The organism is Pseudomonas sp. PVC-3-1 (assembly GCF_057444315.1).
In genome coordinates this window covers 3,455,859-3,471,862 of the sequence record NZ_CM172023.1, presented here as the reverse complement: position 1 = coordinate 3,471,862, position 16,004 = coordinate 3,455,859, and the positions used below count along the sequence as shown (strand labels likewise).

Here is a 16,004-nt window from a genome sequence, read left to right as displayed (position 1 = left end):
CGGCCATGCGGCAAGCCCTCCTGAAAGACTTCCTGCTGATAAAGAGAACTCATGTACCAGTACCACAAGTGGTTGCGCTCCTTTCATGCCGTGGCCCGCACCGGCAGCTTCACCCAGGCGGCGACGCTGCTGAGCGTCGGCCAGCCGACCATCAGCGAGCAGGTCAGCGGCCTGGAGAAGCGCTTCTCGGTGGAGCTGTTCCACCGGAGGGGGCGCTTCATCGAGCTGAGCCCGGCTGGGGAGCAGCTCTACGCGATCACCCAGGGCCTGTTCGGCCAGGAGGACGAAGCCTTGCAACTGCTGCAGAGCTTCCAGCAGCGCAAGCAGGGCATGTTGCGCCTCGGCGCAGTGTCGCCGCCGATCGCCATGAGCCTGACCTACTCGCTGATGCAGCGCTACCCCGACATCGAGCTGGAAACTTCCTTCACCAGCGAGGCTGGCACCCTGGAGCGGCTGTACAACTTCGACATCGACGTGGCGATCCTCGCCCTCTCGGAGTTCGACCAGCGCCTGAGCACGCAGCTGTACCGCACCTGCCCGATCCTCGCGGTGGTGCGCGACGACCATCCGTGGGCGCAGCAGGCATCGGTCAGCGTGCAGGAGATCGCGAAGGAACGTGTGGTGCTGCGCGAGCCGGCCTCGCGCACCCGCCAGCAGGTGGAGGAAGGCTGCCGGCAGCACGGTGTGGAACTGGACTGCGCCATGCAGCTGAACAGCCGCGAGGCCATCGTCCATGCGGTGGTGCACGGCATCGGGGTCGGCTTCGTCTCCGCGGTGGAGTACGCCGACCGGCCCGGCACGCGCTCCATCGCCTTCGCCGAGGACCCGTTCCACATCGACTACTACCTGTGCTGCCTGGGCATCCGCCGCAAGCGGCCGATCATCGCCGAGCTGTTCGACTCCACAGTCTGATCGTCACGCCGAACAACCCCTGAAACCGCGAGCCCGCCACGAAAGCGGGCGGGCCGCGCTCACCCTGCATTTCACCCAGAATCCCCTCACAGGAGCACCACCATGCATTACCAGCAACCCCAGCAACTGCAGGCCGCCATCCTCGACTGGGCCGGCACCGTGGTCGATTTCGGCTCCTTCGCGCCGACCCAGATCTTCGTCGAAGCCTTCGCCGAATTCGGCGTGCAGGTCAGCCTGGAAGAAGCCCGCGGCCCGATGGGCATGGGCAAGTGGGACCACATCCGCACCCTGTGCGACATCCCCGCCATCGGCGAGCGCTACCGCGCGGCGTTCGGTCATCTGCCTACCGACGACGACGTCACCGCCATCTACGAACGCTTCATGCCGCTGCAGATCGAGAAGATCGCCGAGCACTCGGCACTGATCCCCGGCGCGCTGGACGCGATTGACACGCTGCGCAAACAGGGACTCAAGATCGGTTCCTGCTCCGGCTACCCGGCGGTGGTCATGGAAAAGGTCGTCGCCCTGGCGAAGACCAACGGCTACATCGCCGACCATGTCGTCGCCACCGATGAAGTGCCCAATGGTCGGCCGCACCCGGCGCAGGCGCTGGCCAACGTCATCGCCCTGGGCATCAGCGACGTCGCGGCCTGCGTGAAGGTCGACGATACCTGGCCGGGCATCCTCGAGGGCCGCAGCGCCGGCATGTGGACCGTGGCGCTGACCTGCTCGGGCAACGCCCTGGGCCTGACCTATGAGCAGTACAAGGCGTTGCCGGCACAGAAGCTGGAACAGGAACGCCAACGCATCGGCCAGATGTTCGAAGGCTCGCGTCCGCACTACCTGATCGACACCATTGCCGAACTGCCGGCGGTGATCGCCGATATCAATGCACGACTGGCGCGGGGAGAAATGCCGCAGAGCTGCTGACGAGCGGACCCGCGCTTTTCGTAGGAGCCCGCTTGCTCGAGAACCAACCACGTCGTGGAAGCCGGTTCGCGAGCAAGCTCGCTCCTACAGGGAAGTGCCGTGCCCAATGAAACGAAGCTGTCTTCGGGCATATCGGCGCGGTGACGTCCCGCCCCTCTCTCCCTGAGGGAAAACAGTCTGCTCTGGCTTACTGCCGCGAATACGGCGGATAGCGGTCGCCTGGCACACGCCGCTGCTTCTGCGGGTCGGGGCCGTCCTGCGGTGCATGGGGTGGATGCGGCGGGTCAATCTGCGGATCGGCCAGGTCCGGCGAATCCGGGTCGAAGCCCAGCTCCGGGTCCACCTTGCGCGACCCGCCAGGCGGGCCTTCGCGCTTGGGATAGCCGGGCAGCCCGCGCTGGTCGCCGGGGCCTGACTGCGACGGCCAGCGCTCGGGCGCGACCGAGGGGCGTTGTCTGATTTCACCGTGACCTTTCATGCTCACCTCCAGCGGTTCGGGCAATGGCATCGCGGTTGACGCGGTGCCGCGCGGAAGGTTTCAGCCGATTGCCGGACGGTACCGCCTGCGGGTTCGTCGAGGCGCGCAACCCGCGATCTAGACCATGGTCGCAAAGACCCACCCGCTCATCTGTGACACCTTCGCGCGCTTTTTTAGCGCCCCGGAGTCACCGCATGCCCTCGCCCCTCTCCTCCAGCCCGCTCACTCGCCTGAGCGCCCTTGCCCTGCTAGGCGGCATCGCCGCCCCGGCCAGTGCCGATTTCCTGGAGGACAGCAGCGCGCGCCTGGAATCGCGCACCTTCTACTTCAACCGCGATTTCCGCGATGGCAGCTCATCCAACCCGCAGGGCGCCTCCAAGCGCGAGGAAACCGCGCAGGGCTTCATCCTGAATGTGCAGTCGGGCTATACCGAAGGCACTGTCGGCTTCGGCGTCGACGCCCTCGCCATGCTCGGCGTCAAGCTCGACTCCAGCCCCGCCGACAGCAACAGCGGCCTGCTGCCCTCCAGCGGCCATGACCCGCGCCACTCCGCAGACCAGTACGCCAAGGCTGGCGTCACCGGCAAACTGCGCGTCTCCCACACCCAGTTCAAGTACGGCGCGATGCTGCCGGACATGCCGCTGCTCAAGTACAACGACGGCCGCCTGCTGCCCAACATGTTCCACGGCGCGCAGCTGACCAGCGAAGAAATCGCCCACCTCAAGCTCACCGCCACGCGGCTGGAACGCTACACCGCGCGCGACTCCACCGACGCCCAGGACGTACGCCTGAACTGCAAGAACAAGCGCTACCCCTGCGACACCACCGGCAACCGCTTCGACTCCTACCAGGCCGACTACCAGATCAGTGACCAACTGCTGCTGCAATACGCCCAGGGCGGGCTGGAGAACGTCTACCGCCAGCGCTACGTCGGCGTGGTTGGCAAACAGGCGGTGGGTGCCGGCAAAGTCACCGCCGACCTGCGCTGGTTCGACAGCGACGACGACGGCTCGGCCCGCGCCGGCGAAATCGACAACCGCGCGCTGAGCCTGCTGCTGTCCTATGCCCAGGGCGGCCACACCCTCAGCGCCGGCTGGCAGCGCATGAGCGGCGACAGCTCCATGCCCTACCTCGACGGCAGCAACCCCTACCTCGCCAACTATGTGCAGGTGAACGACTTCGCCAACGCCCAGGAGCGCTCCTGGCAACTGCGCTACGACTTCGACCTGAAAAGCGTCGGCGTGCCCGGCCTGAGTTTCATGACCCGCTACGTCAACGGCGACCACATCGCCCTGGCCAATGGCGACGAAGGCAAGGAATGGGAGCGCGACGTGGAGTTCAAGTACGTCATCCAAAGCGGAACCTTCAAGGACCTCAGCCTGCGCCTGCGCAACGCCACCTACCGCACCAACTACGAACAATCGGCGCGCGACGTAGACGAAGTACGCCTGATCGCCAGCTACAACTTCTCGATTCTCTGAGGCCCGAGCTTTCGCTAGCCCATGACATAAGGGTGAGGGTGAGGGCCAACCCAGGCGCGGAGGTATCTCGCGGGAGAAACTGTCTTCTGCTGAAAATCAGTGCCCAGGACTGCCCTCTCCCCCGCCCTCTCCCTGAAGGGAGAGGGAGCAGATCGTGCCAGCTGTGGAACAGCGCATGAGGTGTAGGAGCGAGCTTGCTCGCGAACTGGCTCGGCACCAGCGCCACATGAACCACCGCCGACCATGACCCGCCGGGCCGCTTCATATTGCCGGCCCGGCGGGCTTCGTCTTACTTCTTGGCGGTCAGCGTGCTGTAGCTGGTGATGAGGTTGCGGTAGTCCGGAATGTGGTTGGAGAACAGCGCGGCGAGGCCTTCGATGTCGTTGCGCCAGTCGCGGTGCAGCTCACAGGCCACGCCGAACCAGGTCATCATCTGCGCGCCGGCAGCTTCCATGCGGCGCCAGGCGGCGTCACGGGTGACTTCGTTGAAGGTGCCCGAGGCATCCGCCACTACGAACACGTCGAAGCCCTCCTCCAGCGCTGACAGCGCCGGGAAGGCCACGCAGACCTCGGTGACCACGCCAGCGATGATCAGCTGTTTCTTGCCGGTGGCCTTCACCGCCTTGACGAAATCCTCGTTGTCCCAGGCGTTGATATTGCCGGGCCGGGCGATGTAGGGCGCGTCGGGAAACAGGTCTTTCAGCTCCGGCACCAGCGGGCCGTTGGGGCCGCTCTCGAAGCTGGTGGTGAGAATCGTCGGCAATTTGAAGTACTTGGCCAGGTCGGCCAGCGCCAGGACGTTGTTCTTGAACTTGTCCGGTTCGATGTCCCGCACCAGCGAGAGCAGACCGGCCTGGTGATCGACCAGCAGAACGGCGGCCTGGGTCTTGTCGAGACGGACGTAGGGCTTGCTCATGGCATTTCCTCTTGGCAATGGAAGCCCGACCGGAGCCGGGCAAGGGTGGGATCAGCGTTGGGAGTCCAATACTTCGTGTTCGCTCACGACCTGCTGGGCCTTGGTGTAGCTTTCGATCAGCAGGCGGTAGTGCGGGAAGATCAGGCTGTAGGCCTCAGCCCACTGCGCGGCATCGGGGCGATTCCAGGTGCGCTGGATTTCCGAGGCAACGGCGGCGGTATCCATCGGCACCACACCGGCCTGGACCACACGCGCCAGGGTGATTTCCTGCGCGGCCTTGGAATAGGTGCCGGAGGCGTCGATAACGGCGAACACCTTGTAGCCGGCGTTGACTGCGGCAATCGCGGGGAAGGCCATGCACACGCTGGTGATCGTGCCGGCGATGACCAGGGTGTTCTTGCCGGTGGCTTTCACAGCGGCGACGAATTCGGGGTTGTCCCAGGCATTGATTTCCCCCTTGCGCGCCACGTACTGCGCATGGGGCGCGGCTTCGTGGATCTCGGGAATCAGTGGCCCGTTGGGGCCCTGCGGCACCGAGGCGGTGGTGATTACCGGGATCTTCGCCAGCGTAGCGATCCTGGCGAGAGTGATGGCGTTGTTGCGCAGCTCGGTCATGGGCATGTCCTTGACCGTCTGGAACAGACCGCTCTGGTGGTCGATGAGCAGCATGGCGGTGTCGTCGGGATCGATCACCGGGCGCTGGCCGTTGAAGTTGGCAATCTGGTTGAAGTTGCTCATTTCGAGGGCTCCATGAAGGGCATCCGGCCCATAAAGCCCGCGCCTCCTGCGCGGGTGTTCATCCAGACTAGGCGACGCCTGAGTCCGGGGTGTGACATCAACGGGTCATCTGTCCGAAACGTCCGCTCTGGACGTCGGTAATGGCCTGCTGGATTTCGCTTTCGCTGTTCATCACGAAAGGGCCGTAGCCGACGATGGGCTCGTTCAGCGGCTCACCGCTGAGCAGCAGCACCAGGGCATCGCTCTCGGCTTCCAACTGCAGGCTGTCGCCGCGCCGGTCGAACAGCGCCAGCTGGCCTTCGCGCAGCGTTTCACCACTGCCCAGGCGAATGTTGCCGCGCAGCACCACCAGGGCGGTGTTGCGCCCGGCCTTGACGACCAGCTCCAGCGGACGGCCGGGCTGCAGGCGCAGATCCCAGACATCCAGCGGGCTGAAGGTGTGGGCCGGGCCGGCGTGGCCGGCGTAGTCACCGGCGACAACCCGCAGGCTGCCGGCGCCGTCGGCCAGTTCGATGCGTGGGATATCGCCAGCCAGCAGGGTCTGGTAGGCCGGTGCAGTGCGCTTGTGGCGGGCCGGCAGGTTCACCCAGAGCTGGGCCATGTGCAGGTTGCCGCCGCTGCGGGTGAAGTCCGGCGAGTGGTATTCCTCGTGGAGGATGCCGTCGCCGGCAGTCATCCACTGCACGTCGCCGGGACCGATGCGACCGCCACCGCCGCTGGAGTCGCGGTGTTCCAGTTCGCCTTCGTAGACCAGGGTCACGGTCTCGAACCCGCGGTGCGGATGCTGGCCGACGCCGCGACGCACCGTGCTGGGGCCGAAAGCATGGGGGCCGGCGTGGTCAAGTAGCAGGAAGGGACTGAGGTGCTCACCCAGGCTGTCGTAGGAAAACAGCGTACGAACCGGAAAGCCGTCGCCGACCCAGTGCGGCCGGGCGGCGCTGTAGATGCCAAGAATCTGTTTCATGAGGTGCCTCCTGTAGTGCATGGAGGCGAGAATACGGATGGAACAATTGCCCCGGTAGTCGGCAAAAATTACTATCAGTGTTCCATGAGAGGAACACCGAAATGGACGATCTCAACGACCTCTATTACTTCGCCCAGGTGGTGGAACACGGCGGTTTCACCTCGGCCGGCCGCGCCCTGGACGAGCCCAAGTCGAAGCTGAGCCGGCGCATCGCCGCGCTGGAAGAGCGCCTGGGCGTGCGGCTGATCCAGCGCTCGACGCGGCATTTCTCGGTGACCGAGATCGGACAGGTGTTCTACCGGCACTGCGTGGCGATGCTGGTGGAAGCGGCGGCCGCCACCGAGGCCGTCGAGCAGCACCGCTCCGAACCTCGCGGGGTGGTGAACCTGAGCTGCCCCACGGCACTGCTGAACTTCTGGGTCGGGCCGATGCTGGCGCGCTTCATGGTGCAGTACCCACTGGTGGAGTTGCATGTGCAGAGCACCAACCGCCAGGTGGACTTGATCCAGGAAGGCATCGACATCGCTCTGCGGGTGCGCTTTCCGCCGCTGGAAAGCAGTGATCTGGTGATGAAGGTGCTGGGCGAAAGCCGGCAGCGTGTGGTCGGTGCCCCGGCTTTGCACGAGCGCCTGCCGGCAAGGCCGACGCCCGCCGATGTCGCCGCCCTGCCGACGCTGCACTGGGGCGTAGTGCAGCGCGAATACCACTGGCAACTGGACGGCCCCGGCGGCGCCAGTGCGCAGGTGCGCTACCGGCCGCGAATGGTCACGGACGATCTGGTCGCCCTGCGCCAGGCCGCGCTGGCAGGCGCCGGCGCGGTGCATATACCCGCCGTGGTGGTGTGCGAAGACCTGAACGACGGCAAGCTGGTGAACCTGCTGCCCGACTGGGCGCCACGCACCGGTGTGGTCCATGCGGTGTTCCCTTCGCGGCGCGGACTGCTGCCGTCGGTACGAACCTTGCTGGATTTCCTCGGCGAGGAATTCGAGAGGAGCGACATGTCGTGAAAGTTCGCACTTCAACCTTCGACGCCGGTCCACTCAGGAGAAATACGAGTCGAGAATATGACGAGCTTTTCTTCGGAAGAGCCTGACATACCTTTTCAGCGACCAATCCTTACCATTTGTCGACATAAATGCCGTAACCACTTCATCTGGTTGGGAATCTCTGATTAATGTCTACTCTGAAAACTGTTGGAAGATTGTCGAGGAGCAGCCGGTATGGCTAAAAATCTGAAAGAGCGAGCAACGGTCATCTGCCGCCTCGACGACAAGATTCTCTTCGTGCGCAAATCCAAGTCGAAATGGAATCTTCCCGGCGGCCGCATCGAGGCCGACGAACGCCCCGGCCAGGCCGCCACGCGCGAGCTGATAGAGGAAACCGGGCTGACCATCGAGCAGATGAACTACGTGGCGCCGCTGGAGCTGTACCAGACGCTGCACTACGTGTTCGAGACGCCAGTCGACCCGGCGCAGCAGCCCACCCCGCTGAACGAAATCGCCGACTGCCGCTGGTTCACCCCCGAGGAAGCGAGCAAGCGCAATATCAACAAGTCGGTGCGGCGCCTGCTGCGCTCGTGCCTGAGCAAAGAGGCCGGCTGATGCCGGCCTTTTTCATTCGCCAGGATTACTGAATACGACGGCTAACCAGGACCAGGTCATCCGCCGGAGCTTTCAGCCTTCTCCGCCCTCGCCGATCCAGCGCTTGCGTGCATTCAGGTAGGCAGCCAGGTCGCCGTAGCCCAGGCGTTCGGCAATGCGCGTGCGGCTTTCACCTTGCAGTTCCAGGTGTTGTTCCAGCTCCTTGCGCACCTGGTCGAGCAATTCGCGAAAGCCCATGCCCTGCTCCGCCAACCGCCTGCGCAGGGTCCGCGGGCTCTGGTGCAACTGGTCTGCAACGCTTTCCAGCGCCGGCACCTCGCCATGTTCGAGCATGCGCCGGACGATCCCGGCGGCCCTGGCTGCCCAGCCGCTGAGTTGGCGCATACGGGCGAGCCGGCGATCAAGCTCCATCGTGAGCAACTCCACCAGGCCGGCGTGGCGCCCCTGTAGCGGCAAGGCGAGCGTCTGCGCGTCGAAATACAACCGGTTGCAGGAACTGCCGAACTCGACTCGCTCACCAAACCACTGCCGGTACTGCGCGTGGTACTCGGGCCGGGCATGGACGAAGCTGGCGCGCACCGGTATGACGGAGCAGCCGGTGGCACGGCGCAATTGCGTCACGGCCATCACGCTGTAGTGCTCCAGCAGATAACGGCTCAGCGGCTCGGGGGCGTCGATGATCAGTTCGACGGCGACGGTGTCGCCCTCTTCCAGCAGGCGAAAGGTATCGGTGTCCGCAGCCAACGGGGCGTAGCGCACCCAGCAGAGCACCGCCTGGCGTACATCGGCGCAGAACTGCGCGAGGTGGGCGATCACGTGCCAGTCCTGCGGGGTGAACTGGCCGAACAGCTGCAGCCCGATGGCGGGTTCAAGGCTCGCCGCTTCCAGCCATAACTGTTCGAGCTCGACCAGGCTGTAGTCACTGTGACGACGCGCGCGGTGGCTGCTCAGGTAACGCTCCAGCACCTGGCCGAGCGGGCCGCGGTGGTAGCGCTGCGCCGCAGGGTTGGCCAGTTCTCCGGTGTTTCTGTCCTTTTCGCGCATGGGTCGCCGCTCGGTCCTGGGTTCTGATGGGCACGCCTTGTCCCATTGGACCCGAACCGAGAGTGTCATGACTACAACAACAATGCTGCTCGACAATCCGACCGTGATCGTGGCGGGGATCTTCCTCGCATTCATTGCCCTGGAGATGGCCCGCGCCACCTTTCGCCAACCCCGCGGCCAGCGCCGCGACGCGCTGATCGAGATATTCGGCTCCAGCCTGCTGCTGGCGGTGACCTTCCCGCTGGTGATGTGGGCCAGCGGCGCCCTGCTCGACCTCGCCTTCCCCGCCGCCGCCGGCTCCCTGGCGGGCATCCCCTGGCTGGCCGGTTTCGCGCTGTTCCTGCTGTTCGACGACATGACCCAGTACTGGTGGCATCGCCTGGCTCACCGCGTGCCATTCCTCTATGCCTTGCACCGCGCCCACCATTCCGCGCCGTACATGAGCATCCGCATCGTTTACCGCAACAACAGCTTCTATTACCTGCTGATGCCGGGCCTGTGGTTCTCCGGCGCGCTGATCCACATGGGGCTGGCGAACGTCTATTACGTCTACCTGATCGTGAAGATGTGCGTGATCTTCGGCGCCCACAGCAACCTCGCCTGGGACGACAAGCTCTACCGCATCCGCGCGCTGCGCCCGCTGATGTGGCTGCTGGAGCGGACCATCTCCACCCCCGCCACCCATTCCGCCCACCATGGCCTGAACGCCGATGACGGCGTGACCTACTACAAGGGCAACTTCGGCAACCTGCTGTTCTTCTGGGACGTGCTGTTCGGTACGGCGAAGATCACCCGGCGCCGCCCGCAGGCCTATGGCATCGAGGACCTGGCGCCAGTGAGCTGGCAGGAAGAGGTGTTCTGGCCGGTGGTGCGCACTCGTGCGCCGGCCAGTGGCAAGGACGTGGCGGCGGAGGTGGCACGATGAACCCGAGTATCGTACTGATCGCCGGCTCCAGCCAGTTGGACAGCCAGTCGGCAAAGGTCGCCCGCTACCTTGCCGGGCGCCTGGAAAGCCTGGCGTTGTGCGGCTGGGCGCAGGTAATCGACCTTGGCGCCGATCCCCTGCCGTTATGGCCGGCGCCGGACACCCGGGACAGTTGGCCGCAGTACCGCGAGCTGCTGCGCGAGGCCGACGCGCTGGTGGTTATCGCCCCGGAATGGCACGGCATGGCCTGCCCGGCCCTGAAGAACTTCTTCCTTTATGCCGGACTGCGTGAACTGGGCCATAAGCCGGCTCTGCCGGTGGGGGTTTCCGCCGGCCTGGGCGGCGCCTATCCACTGGCCGAACTGCGCGCCTCCAGCTACAAGAACAGCCGCATCGCCTACCTGCCGGAGCAACTGGTGGTGCGCCGCGTCGAAGCCATGTTCAACGCCGGTCACCCTACTGATGAGGACGACCAGCGCCTGCGCGAACGCGCCGACTGGGCGCTGCACATGCTCTGCCAGTATGCGGCCGCGCTGCGCGGGGTCCGCGAGCGGATCGACCTGCAGAACCCGGCCTACGCCAACGGTATGTGACGAGCCGGGAGGATGCGCGGGAAGGCGCTTCAAGGTATCTTCTGCGCCTTCCTACAAAAACTTCGACAGGATTCGTCTCCCGATGCTTCGCGCCGCCCTGCTCTGTGCCACCGCGCTGTGCTCCAGCCTGACTTTCGCCAAGGTCGAGGTGAAGCCGGTGCAGCATTCCAAGGTCGGCGAGGTGCTGGCGGTGCGGATCAGCGAAGACATCGCTCCGGGCGACTACGAGCGCCTGTTCAAGGGGCTGCTGGCCAACCCGGGCAAGTTCGCGCGCAAGGTGGCCCTGCTGGACAGCATCGGTGGCAGCGCCGCCGAGTCGATCAAGATGGGCCGCCTGCTGCGCGAATCCGGCTTCGAGACGCTGGTGCCGACCAACAGCGTCTGCCAGGGCTCCTGCGTCTACCTGCTGGCCGCCGGCAAGCACCGCACGGTGCGCGGCTATGTGGGCCTGCACCGCCCCTACTACCCCGCTGGCGATTCGTCCCAGGCGGCGGGCAGCTACAACGCCCGCAGCTACTTCCGCGACATGGACATTCCGCTGGAACTGGCTGACACCATGCAGAGCATCGACCCGCAGCGCATGCGCGTGCTGACTCCGCAGGAATTGCAGCGTTACCGCCTGGGCGCGACGCCCAGCCAGATCAGCGCCCGCTGACGTTCAGCGGCCACTGGTCGGCATCGAGGTAACCCAGCAGGCGCGGATTCTTGTCTGCCTCGCTGAGCACGAACAGCGTGGAGGCATAGTCCGGCGTCGCCGGATCATCCACGCTCACTGAATGTTCCAGGTCCTCGATGCACTCACTGTGGGTCACCAGGATCAGGTTGCGGTGCGCGACCTTGTGCTGCAGCGCCTGGCTGAGCATCGAGCCTTCGCACTTGTACAGCCAGGGCTGCTCCACCGGCGCGCGGTCGAACATCGAGGAAGCGGTCTGCACAGCGCGGACCTGGTCGCTGCTGAGGATGTCCGCGTTGGCCAGGCCGAGCGCGGCGAAGTCCTGGCCGATCTCGTGGGCGCTCTGGCCACCGCGCACGGTGATGCCGTCGACGCTCCCCATGCAGGGCGCGCTGGAGCGATCGCAACGCTCGGCGTGACGCACCAGGATGATCAGGTCGCCCTGCTGCCAGTGTTCGCGCAGTTCCGCCTGGCGCTTGGCGTCCCCCACCAGCGGCGTCGGCCGGGAGAAGTCCAGGGGCAGGAAGCCGCTGAGCAGCGCAATTACTGGGAGGATTGCCAGCAGAGATAGCCAACCGCGGGACAATGAGCTGAGGAATTTCGGGATGGGCATGGGTTCGGCCGTGCTACTGGGAAGAAGTCCGCATCCGTTTCCCGCCACGAAGGAGGGAGGCCCGACCCATCCCTGGGATGTCCATCGCACTGCGGGGTTGTCAGATGGCGGGCAAGCAAACCCTATCGCCGGAATCGTGAAGAACCCGTTATGAATTGCTGAAGAATCCGTCTCTGTCGGAAATGACCGTCCGTCGTCCGGCCGCTTTCGACCATGCGGCTGACGCATTCGGTCGGATCAACGTCATCGCTTTCGTGATAGAAAGACGGCACAGTGCCATCAGAGAGCCGCCGCCATGCCGTACGACGCCTCCCCGGAAAATCCCGTCTACCAGACCCTCCTCGAGTCCACCCGCGCCATTCCGTGGAAGATCGACTGGAAATCCATGACGTTCGCCTATATCGGCCCGCAGATCGAAGAGCTGCTGGGCTGGAGCCAGGCCAGCTGGGTCAGCGCCAACGACTGGGCTGAACGCATGCACCCCGAGGATCGCGAGCGCGTTGTGGACTTCTGCGTGTCGCAGTCCCGCGAGGGCACCGATCACGAAGCGGACTACCGAGCCCTCACCTCCACCGGCGACTATGTGTGGATTCGCGATGTGGTGCACGTGGTGCGCGACGACAACGGCGAGGTGGATTCGCTGGTGGGCTTCATGTTCGACATCAGCGAGCGCAAGCGCGCCGAAGAGCAGTTGATCATGCTCCAGCGCCAGCTGGAGGAATATTCGTACAAGGACGGCCTGACCGGCGTGGCCAACCGGCGCATGTTCGACTCGGTGCTGGACACCGAATGGGGCAGCGCCCAGCGCAGCGGCCAGCCGATCTCCCTGGTGCTGCTGGATATCGACTACTTCAAGCAGTTCAACGACCACTACGGGCACATCCAGGGCGACGACTGCCTGCGCACCGTGGGCAAGGCCCTGGCCGGCGCACTGCACCGCCCGCGTGACTTCATTGCGCGCTTCGGCGGCGAGGAGTTCGTGCTGGTGCTGCCGGAAACCGACAGCGAGGCCGCCCGGCAGGTGGCAGAGCGCTGCCGCACTGTGCTGCGCGAGCAACAGATCAGCCACGAGAAGTCCAATGTCTCGTCGTTGCTGACCATCAGCCTGGGCGTCGGCACCGCCGTTCCCTCTTCCAGCGACCGCCCGCTGGACTTCGTCGCCGCGGTGGATCGATTGCTCTACCAGGCCAAGCAGGCCGGGCGCGACCGCCTGGTGACGGCGCAGTGGAGCCGAGGCGACGACTTGCGGCGCGATTCGGTGCGCACCAGCTCCTGATAGAGCCGGCTGCGACGTCCTGACTCGACCAATCGGGCAGGCGTAGGCGCGAGAGCTGACTAAGCTCTATAGCCACACGCGCGTGCCGGCGGCAGCGCGACAGCCTCACGAGGGTTGTCGCCCACTGCGCCAAACCCATGGAACACCTGGCCCGGAGCCGGCATTGCGTAGAGCCGACCCCGTAACCAGGACCCCTGACCATGCACGACATCGACCCCGTCGAAACCCAGGAATGGCTGGACGCGCTGGAATCCGTACTGGAGAAAGAAGGCGAAGAACGCGCCCATTACCTGATGACTCGCCTTGGCGAGCTGGCCAGTCGAACCGGCACGCAACTGCCCTACGCCACCACGACTCCCTATCGCAATACGATTCCGGTGGGCCATGAAGCCCGCATGCCGGGCGACTTGTTCATGGAGCGACGCATCCGCTCGCTGGTGCGCTGGAACGCACTGGCGATGGTCATGCGCGCCAACCACAAGGACCCGTCGCTGGGCGGGCACATCTCCACCTTCGCCTCCTCGGCGACCCTCTATGACATCGGCTTCAACTACTTCTTCAACGGCCCCACCGAGGAACACGCCGGCGACCTGATCTACTTCCAGGGCCATGCCTCGCCGGGTTTCTACGCCCGCGCCTACATCGAGGGCCTGCTCAGCGACGAGCAACTGGAGAACTTCCGCCAGGAAGTGGACGGCAAGGGGCTATCGTCCTATCCGCATCCCCGGCTGATGCCGAAGTTCTGGCAGTTCCCCACCGTGTCCATGGGCCTGGGGCCGATCCAGGCGATCTACCAGGCGCGCTTCATGAAGTACCTGGAAAGCCGCGGCTTCATCCCCGCCGGCAAACAGAAGGTCTGGTGCTTCCTGGGTGACGGCGAGACGGACGAACCGGAATCCCTCGGCGCGATTTCCCTGGCCGGACGGGAGAAGCTCGACAACCTGATCTTCGTGGTCAACTGCAACCTGCAGCGCCTGGATGGCCCGGTGCGCGGCAATGGCAAGATCATCCAGGAACTCGAAGGTGTGTTCCGTGGCGCCAACTGGAACGTGATCAAGGTGATCTGGGGCCGTTTCTGGGACCCGCTGTTCGCCAAGGATCACGCTGGCCTGCTGCAGGCGCGGATGGACGAAGCGGTGGACGGCGACTACCAGAATTACAAGGCCAAGGACGGTGCCTTCGTCCGCGAACACTTCTTCGGCGCGCGGCCGGAGCTGCTGGAGATGGTCAAGGACCTCTCCGACGAGGAAATCTGGAAGCTCAACCGTGGCGGGCATGACCCCTACAAGGTCTACGCCGCCTACCACGCGGCAGTGAACCACAAGGGCCAGCCCAGCGTCGTACTGGCCAAGACCATCAAGGGCTACGGCACTGGCACCGGCGAGGCGAAGAACATTGCCCACAACATCCATGAGATCGACGTCGAAAGCCTGCGCGCCTTCCGCGACCGCTTCGACATTCCGATCAAGGACGACGACCTCGCCAAGCTGCCCTTCTACCGCCCCGACGAAGGCAGCGCCGAGGCGCGCTACCTGAAGGAGCGTCGCGCCTCCCTGGGCGGTTTCATGCCCCACCGACACGGCAACAGCCAGCGCATCCCGGCGCCGCCGCTGGAGACACTCAAGGCGCTGCTCGACGGCTCCGGCGACCGCGAAATTTCCACCACCATGGCCTTCGTACGGATCATCTCGCAGCTGGTGAAGGACAAGGAACTGGGCCAGCGCATCGTGCCGATCATCCCGGACGAGGCTCGCACCTTCGGCATGGAAGGCATGTTCCGCCAGCTCGGCATCTATTCCTCGGTGGGCCAGCTCTATGAGCCGGTCGACAAGGAACAGCTGATGTTCTACCGCGAGGACAAGAAGGGCCAGATCCTCGAGGAAGGCATCACCGAGGCCGGCGCCATGTCGTCCTTCATCGCCGCCGGCACGGCCTATAGCAACTATCGCCAGCCGATGCTGCCGTTCTACATCTTCTACTCGATGTTCGGCTTCCAGCGCATCGGCGACCTGGCCTGGGCGGCCGGCGACAGCCTGACGCGCGGCTTCCTGCTCGGCGGCACCGCCGGGCGCACCACGCTAAACGGCGAAGGCCTGCAGCACGAGGACGGCCACAGCCATGTGCTGGCCTCGGTCATCCCCAACTGCCGCACCTACGACCCGACCTACTCCTACGAGCTGGCGGTGATCATCCAGGAAGGCGTGCGGCAGATGATGGAAGAGCAGCAGGACGTCTTCTACTACATCACCGTGATGAACGAGAACTACCCTCACCCACCGCTGCCCAAGGGCGCCGAGGAAGGCATCATCAAGGGCATGTACCTGCTCTTCGAGGACCGCCGCGCCGCTTCGCACCATGTGCAGCTGCTGGGGTCGGGGACCATTCTGCGAGAGGTGGAAGCGGCAGCGAGAATCCTCCGTGAGGACTTCGGTATCGGCGCGGACGTCTGGTCGGTGCCCAGCTTCAATGAACTGCGCCGCGACGGGCTGGCGGTAGAACGCTGGAACCGCCTGCATCCGGGCCAGAAGCCCAGGCAGAGCTATGTGGAGCAATGCCTCGCCGGACGCAAGGGGCCGGTGATCGCTTCGACCGACTACATGAAGGTCTATGCCGAGCAGATTCGCCAATGGGTGCCGACCAAGGAGTACAAGGTCCTGGGCACCGACGGTTTCGGCCGCAGCGACACCCGCGCCAAGCTGCGCCACTTCTTCGAGGTGGACCGCCACTGGGTGGTGCTCGCCGCGCTGGAAGCCCTGGCCGATCGCGGCGACATCGAGCCGAAGGTGGTGGCCGAGGCCATCGCGAAGTTCGGCCTCGACCCGGAAAAACCCAACCCGCTGGACTGCTGAGGAGAGGCACC

General features: G+C 65.0%; 16 protein-coding genes. 10 read left to right on the top strand and 6 right to left on the bottom strand.

Translation table 11 applies throughout. The features are described 5' to 3' along the window. The first annotated feature begins 51 nt into the window (after positions 1-51). Positions 52-912, top strand: coding sequence for a LysR substrate-binding domain-containing protein (locus AC2T4A_RS16315; protein WP_416748145.1), 861 nt, complete (start codon positions 52-54; stop codon positions 910-912). Positions 913-1,014: 102 nt separating this feature from the next. Continuing rightward, positions 1,015-1,842: a phosphonoacetaldehyde hydrolase gene (gene phnX / locus AC2T4A_RS16310; RefSeq protein WP_486741187.1), complete on the top strand. Its 828-nt coding sequence runs from the start codon at positions 1,015-1,017 to the stop codon at positions 1,840-1,842. A gap of 187 nt (positions 1,843-2,029) precedes the next feature. On the opposite strand, the gene AC2T4A_RS16305 is transcribed toward phnX, so the two are convergent. Beyond that, the gene (locus tag AC2T4A_RS16305) at positions 2,030-2,320 is read right to left on the bottom strand and encodes a DUF6021 family protein (RefSeq protein ID WP_478378137.1); all 291 of its coding nucleotides are present in this window, start codon (positions 2,318-2,320) and stop codon (positions 2,030-2,032) included. 194 nt (positions 2,321-2,514) lie between these two features. Here AC2T4A_RS16305 and AC2T4A_RS16300 point away from each other — a divergent pair, with 194 nt between their 5' ends. Continuing rightward, on the top strand, positions 2,515-3,801 hold the full coding sequence (locus tag AC2T4A_RS16300; protein ID WP_486741186.1) for an OprD family porin: 1,287 nt from the start codon (positions 2,515-2,517) through the stop codon (positions 3,799-3,801). A 289-nt stretch (positions 3,802-4,090) separates the two neighbouring features. Here the strand turns inward: AC2T4A_RS16300 and ycaC are convergent, their stop codons facing one another. The 3 genes from ycaC to AC2T4A_RS16285 form a co-directional block, all read right to left on the bottom strand. After that, on the bottom strand, positions 4,091-4,717 hold the full coding sequence (gene ycaC, locus AC2T4A_RS16295) for an isochorismate family cysteine hydrolase YcaC (protein ID WP_413352915.1): 627 nt from the start codon (positions 4,715-4,717) through the stop codon (positions 4,091-4,093). A 51-nt stretch (positions 4,718-4,768) separates the two neighbouring features. Further along, positions 4,769-5,455, bottom strand: a complete 687-nt coding sequence (locus tag AC2T4A_RS16290; protein ID WP_416748154.1) for a hydrolase — start codon at positions 5,453-5,455, stop codon at positions 4,769-4,771. A 97-nt stretch (positions 5,456-5,552) separates the two neighbouring features. Next, on the bottom strand, positions 5,553-6,419 hold the full coding sequence (locus AC2T4A_RS16285) for a pirin family protein (protein WP_486741185.1): 867 nt from the start codon (positions 6,417-6,419) through the stop codon (positions 5,553-5,555). Between the two features lie 101 nt (positions 6,420-6,520). Here AC2T4A_RS16285 and AC2T4A_RS16280 point away from each other — a divergent pair, with 101 nt between their 5' ends. Continuing rightward, positions 6,521-7,426 (top strand): LysR family transcriptional regulator, encoded by a 906-nt coding sequence (locus AC2T4A_RS16280; protein ID WP_486741184.1) that lies wholly within the window; start codon positions 6,521-6,523, stop codon positions 7,424-7,426. A gap of 213 nt (positions 7,427-7,639) precedes the next feature. Then, the gene (locus tag AC2T4A_RS16275; RefSeq protein WP_416748159.1) at positions 7,640-8,020 is read left to right on the top strand and encodes an NUDIX hydrolase; all 381 of its coding nucleotides are present in this window, start codon (positions 7,640-7,642) and stop codon (positions 8,018-8,020) included. Positions 8,021-8,092: 72 nt separating this feature from the next. Here the strand turns inward: AC2T4A_RS16275 and AC2T4A_RS16270 are convergent, their stop codons facing one another. Further along, on the bottom strand, positions 8,093-9,064 hold the full coding sequence (locus tag AC2T4A_RS16270; RefSeq protein ID WP_486741183.1) for an AraC family transcriptional regulator ligand-binding domain-containing protein: 972 nt from the start codon (positions 9,062-9,064) through the stop codon (positions 8,093-8,095). A 67-nt stretch (positions 9,065-9,131) separates the two neighbouring features. Between AC2T4A_RS16270 and AC2T4A_RS16265 the strand changes: the two genes are divergently transcribed. The 3 genes from AC2T4A_RS16265 (at position 9,132) to AC2T4A_RS16255 (ending at position 11,237) form a co-directional block, all read left to right on the top strand. Further along, positions 9,132-9,989, top strand: a complete 858-nt coding sequence (locus AC2T4A_RS16265; RefSeq protein ID WP_416748163.1) for a sterol desaturase family protein — start codon at positions 9,132-9,134, stop codon at positions 9,987-9,989. After that, positions 9,986-10,582 (top strand): NADPH-dependent FMN reductase, encoded by a 597-nt coding sequence (locus AC2T4A_RS16260; protein WP_486741182.1) that lies wholly within the window; start codon positions 9,986-9,988, stop codon positions 10,580-10,582. The genes AC2T4A_RS16265 and AC2T4A_RS16260 overlap by 4 nt, the downstream gene beginning before the upstream one ends. Positions 10,583-10,664: 82 nt before the next feature. Beyond that, positions 10,665-11,237: a COG3904 family protein gene (locus AC2T4A_RS16255; protein ID WP_017518597.1), complete on the top strand. Its 573-nt coding sequence runs from the start codon at positions 10,665-10,667 to the stop codon at positions 11,235-11,237. Here the strand turns inward: AC2T4A_RS16255 and pmrG are convergent. Continuing rightward, a complete protein-coding gene (gene pmrG, locus AC2T4A_RS16250) occupies positions 11,224-11,868 on the bottom strand; it encodes a lipopolysaccharide core heptose(II)-phosphate phosphatase PmrG (RefSeq protein ID WP_486741181.1) in 645 nt (214 codons plus the stop codon). The two genes, AC2T4A_RS16255 and pmrG, sit on opposite strands and share 14 nt — an antisense overlap. Positions 11,869-12,163: 295 nt before the next feature. Here pmrG and AC2T4A_RS16245 point away from each other — a divergent pair, with 295 nt between their 5' ends. Then, positions 12,164-13,144 (top strand): sensor domain-containing diguanylate cyclase, encoded by a 981-nt coding sequence (locus AC2T4A_RS16245; RefSeq protein WP_486741180.1) that lies wholly within the window; start codon positions 12,164-12,166, stop codon positions 13,142-13,144. A gap of 200 nt (positions 13,145-13,344) precedes the next feature. Then, positions 13,345-15,993 carry a pyruvate dehydrogenase (acetyl-transferring), homodimeric type gene (gene aceE / locus AC2T4A_RS16240; protein WP_486741179.1) on the top strand — a complete coding sequence of 883 codons (2,649 nt, stop codon included), beginning with the start codon at positions 13,345-13,347 and terminating at the stop codon, positions 15,991-15,993. Positions 15,994-16,004: the final 11 nt, after the last annotated feature.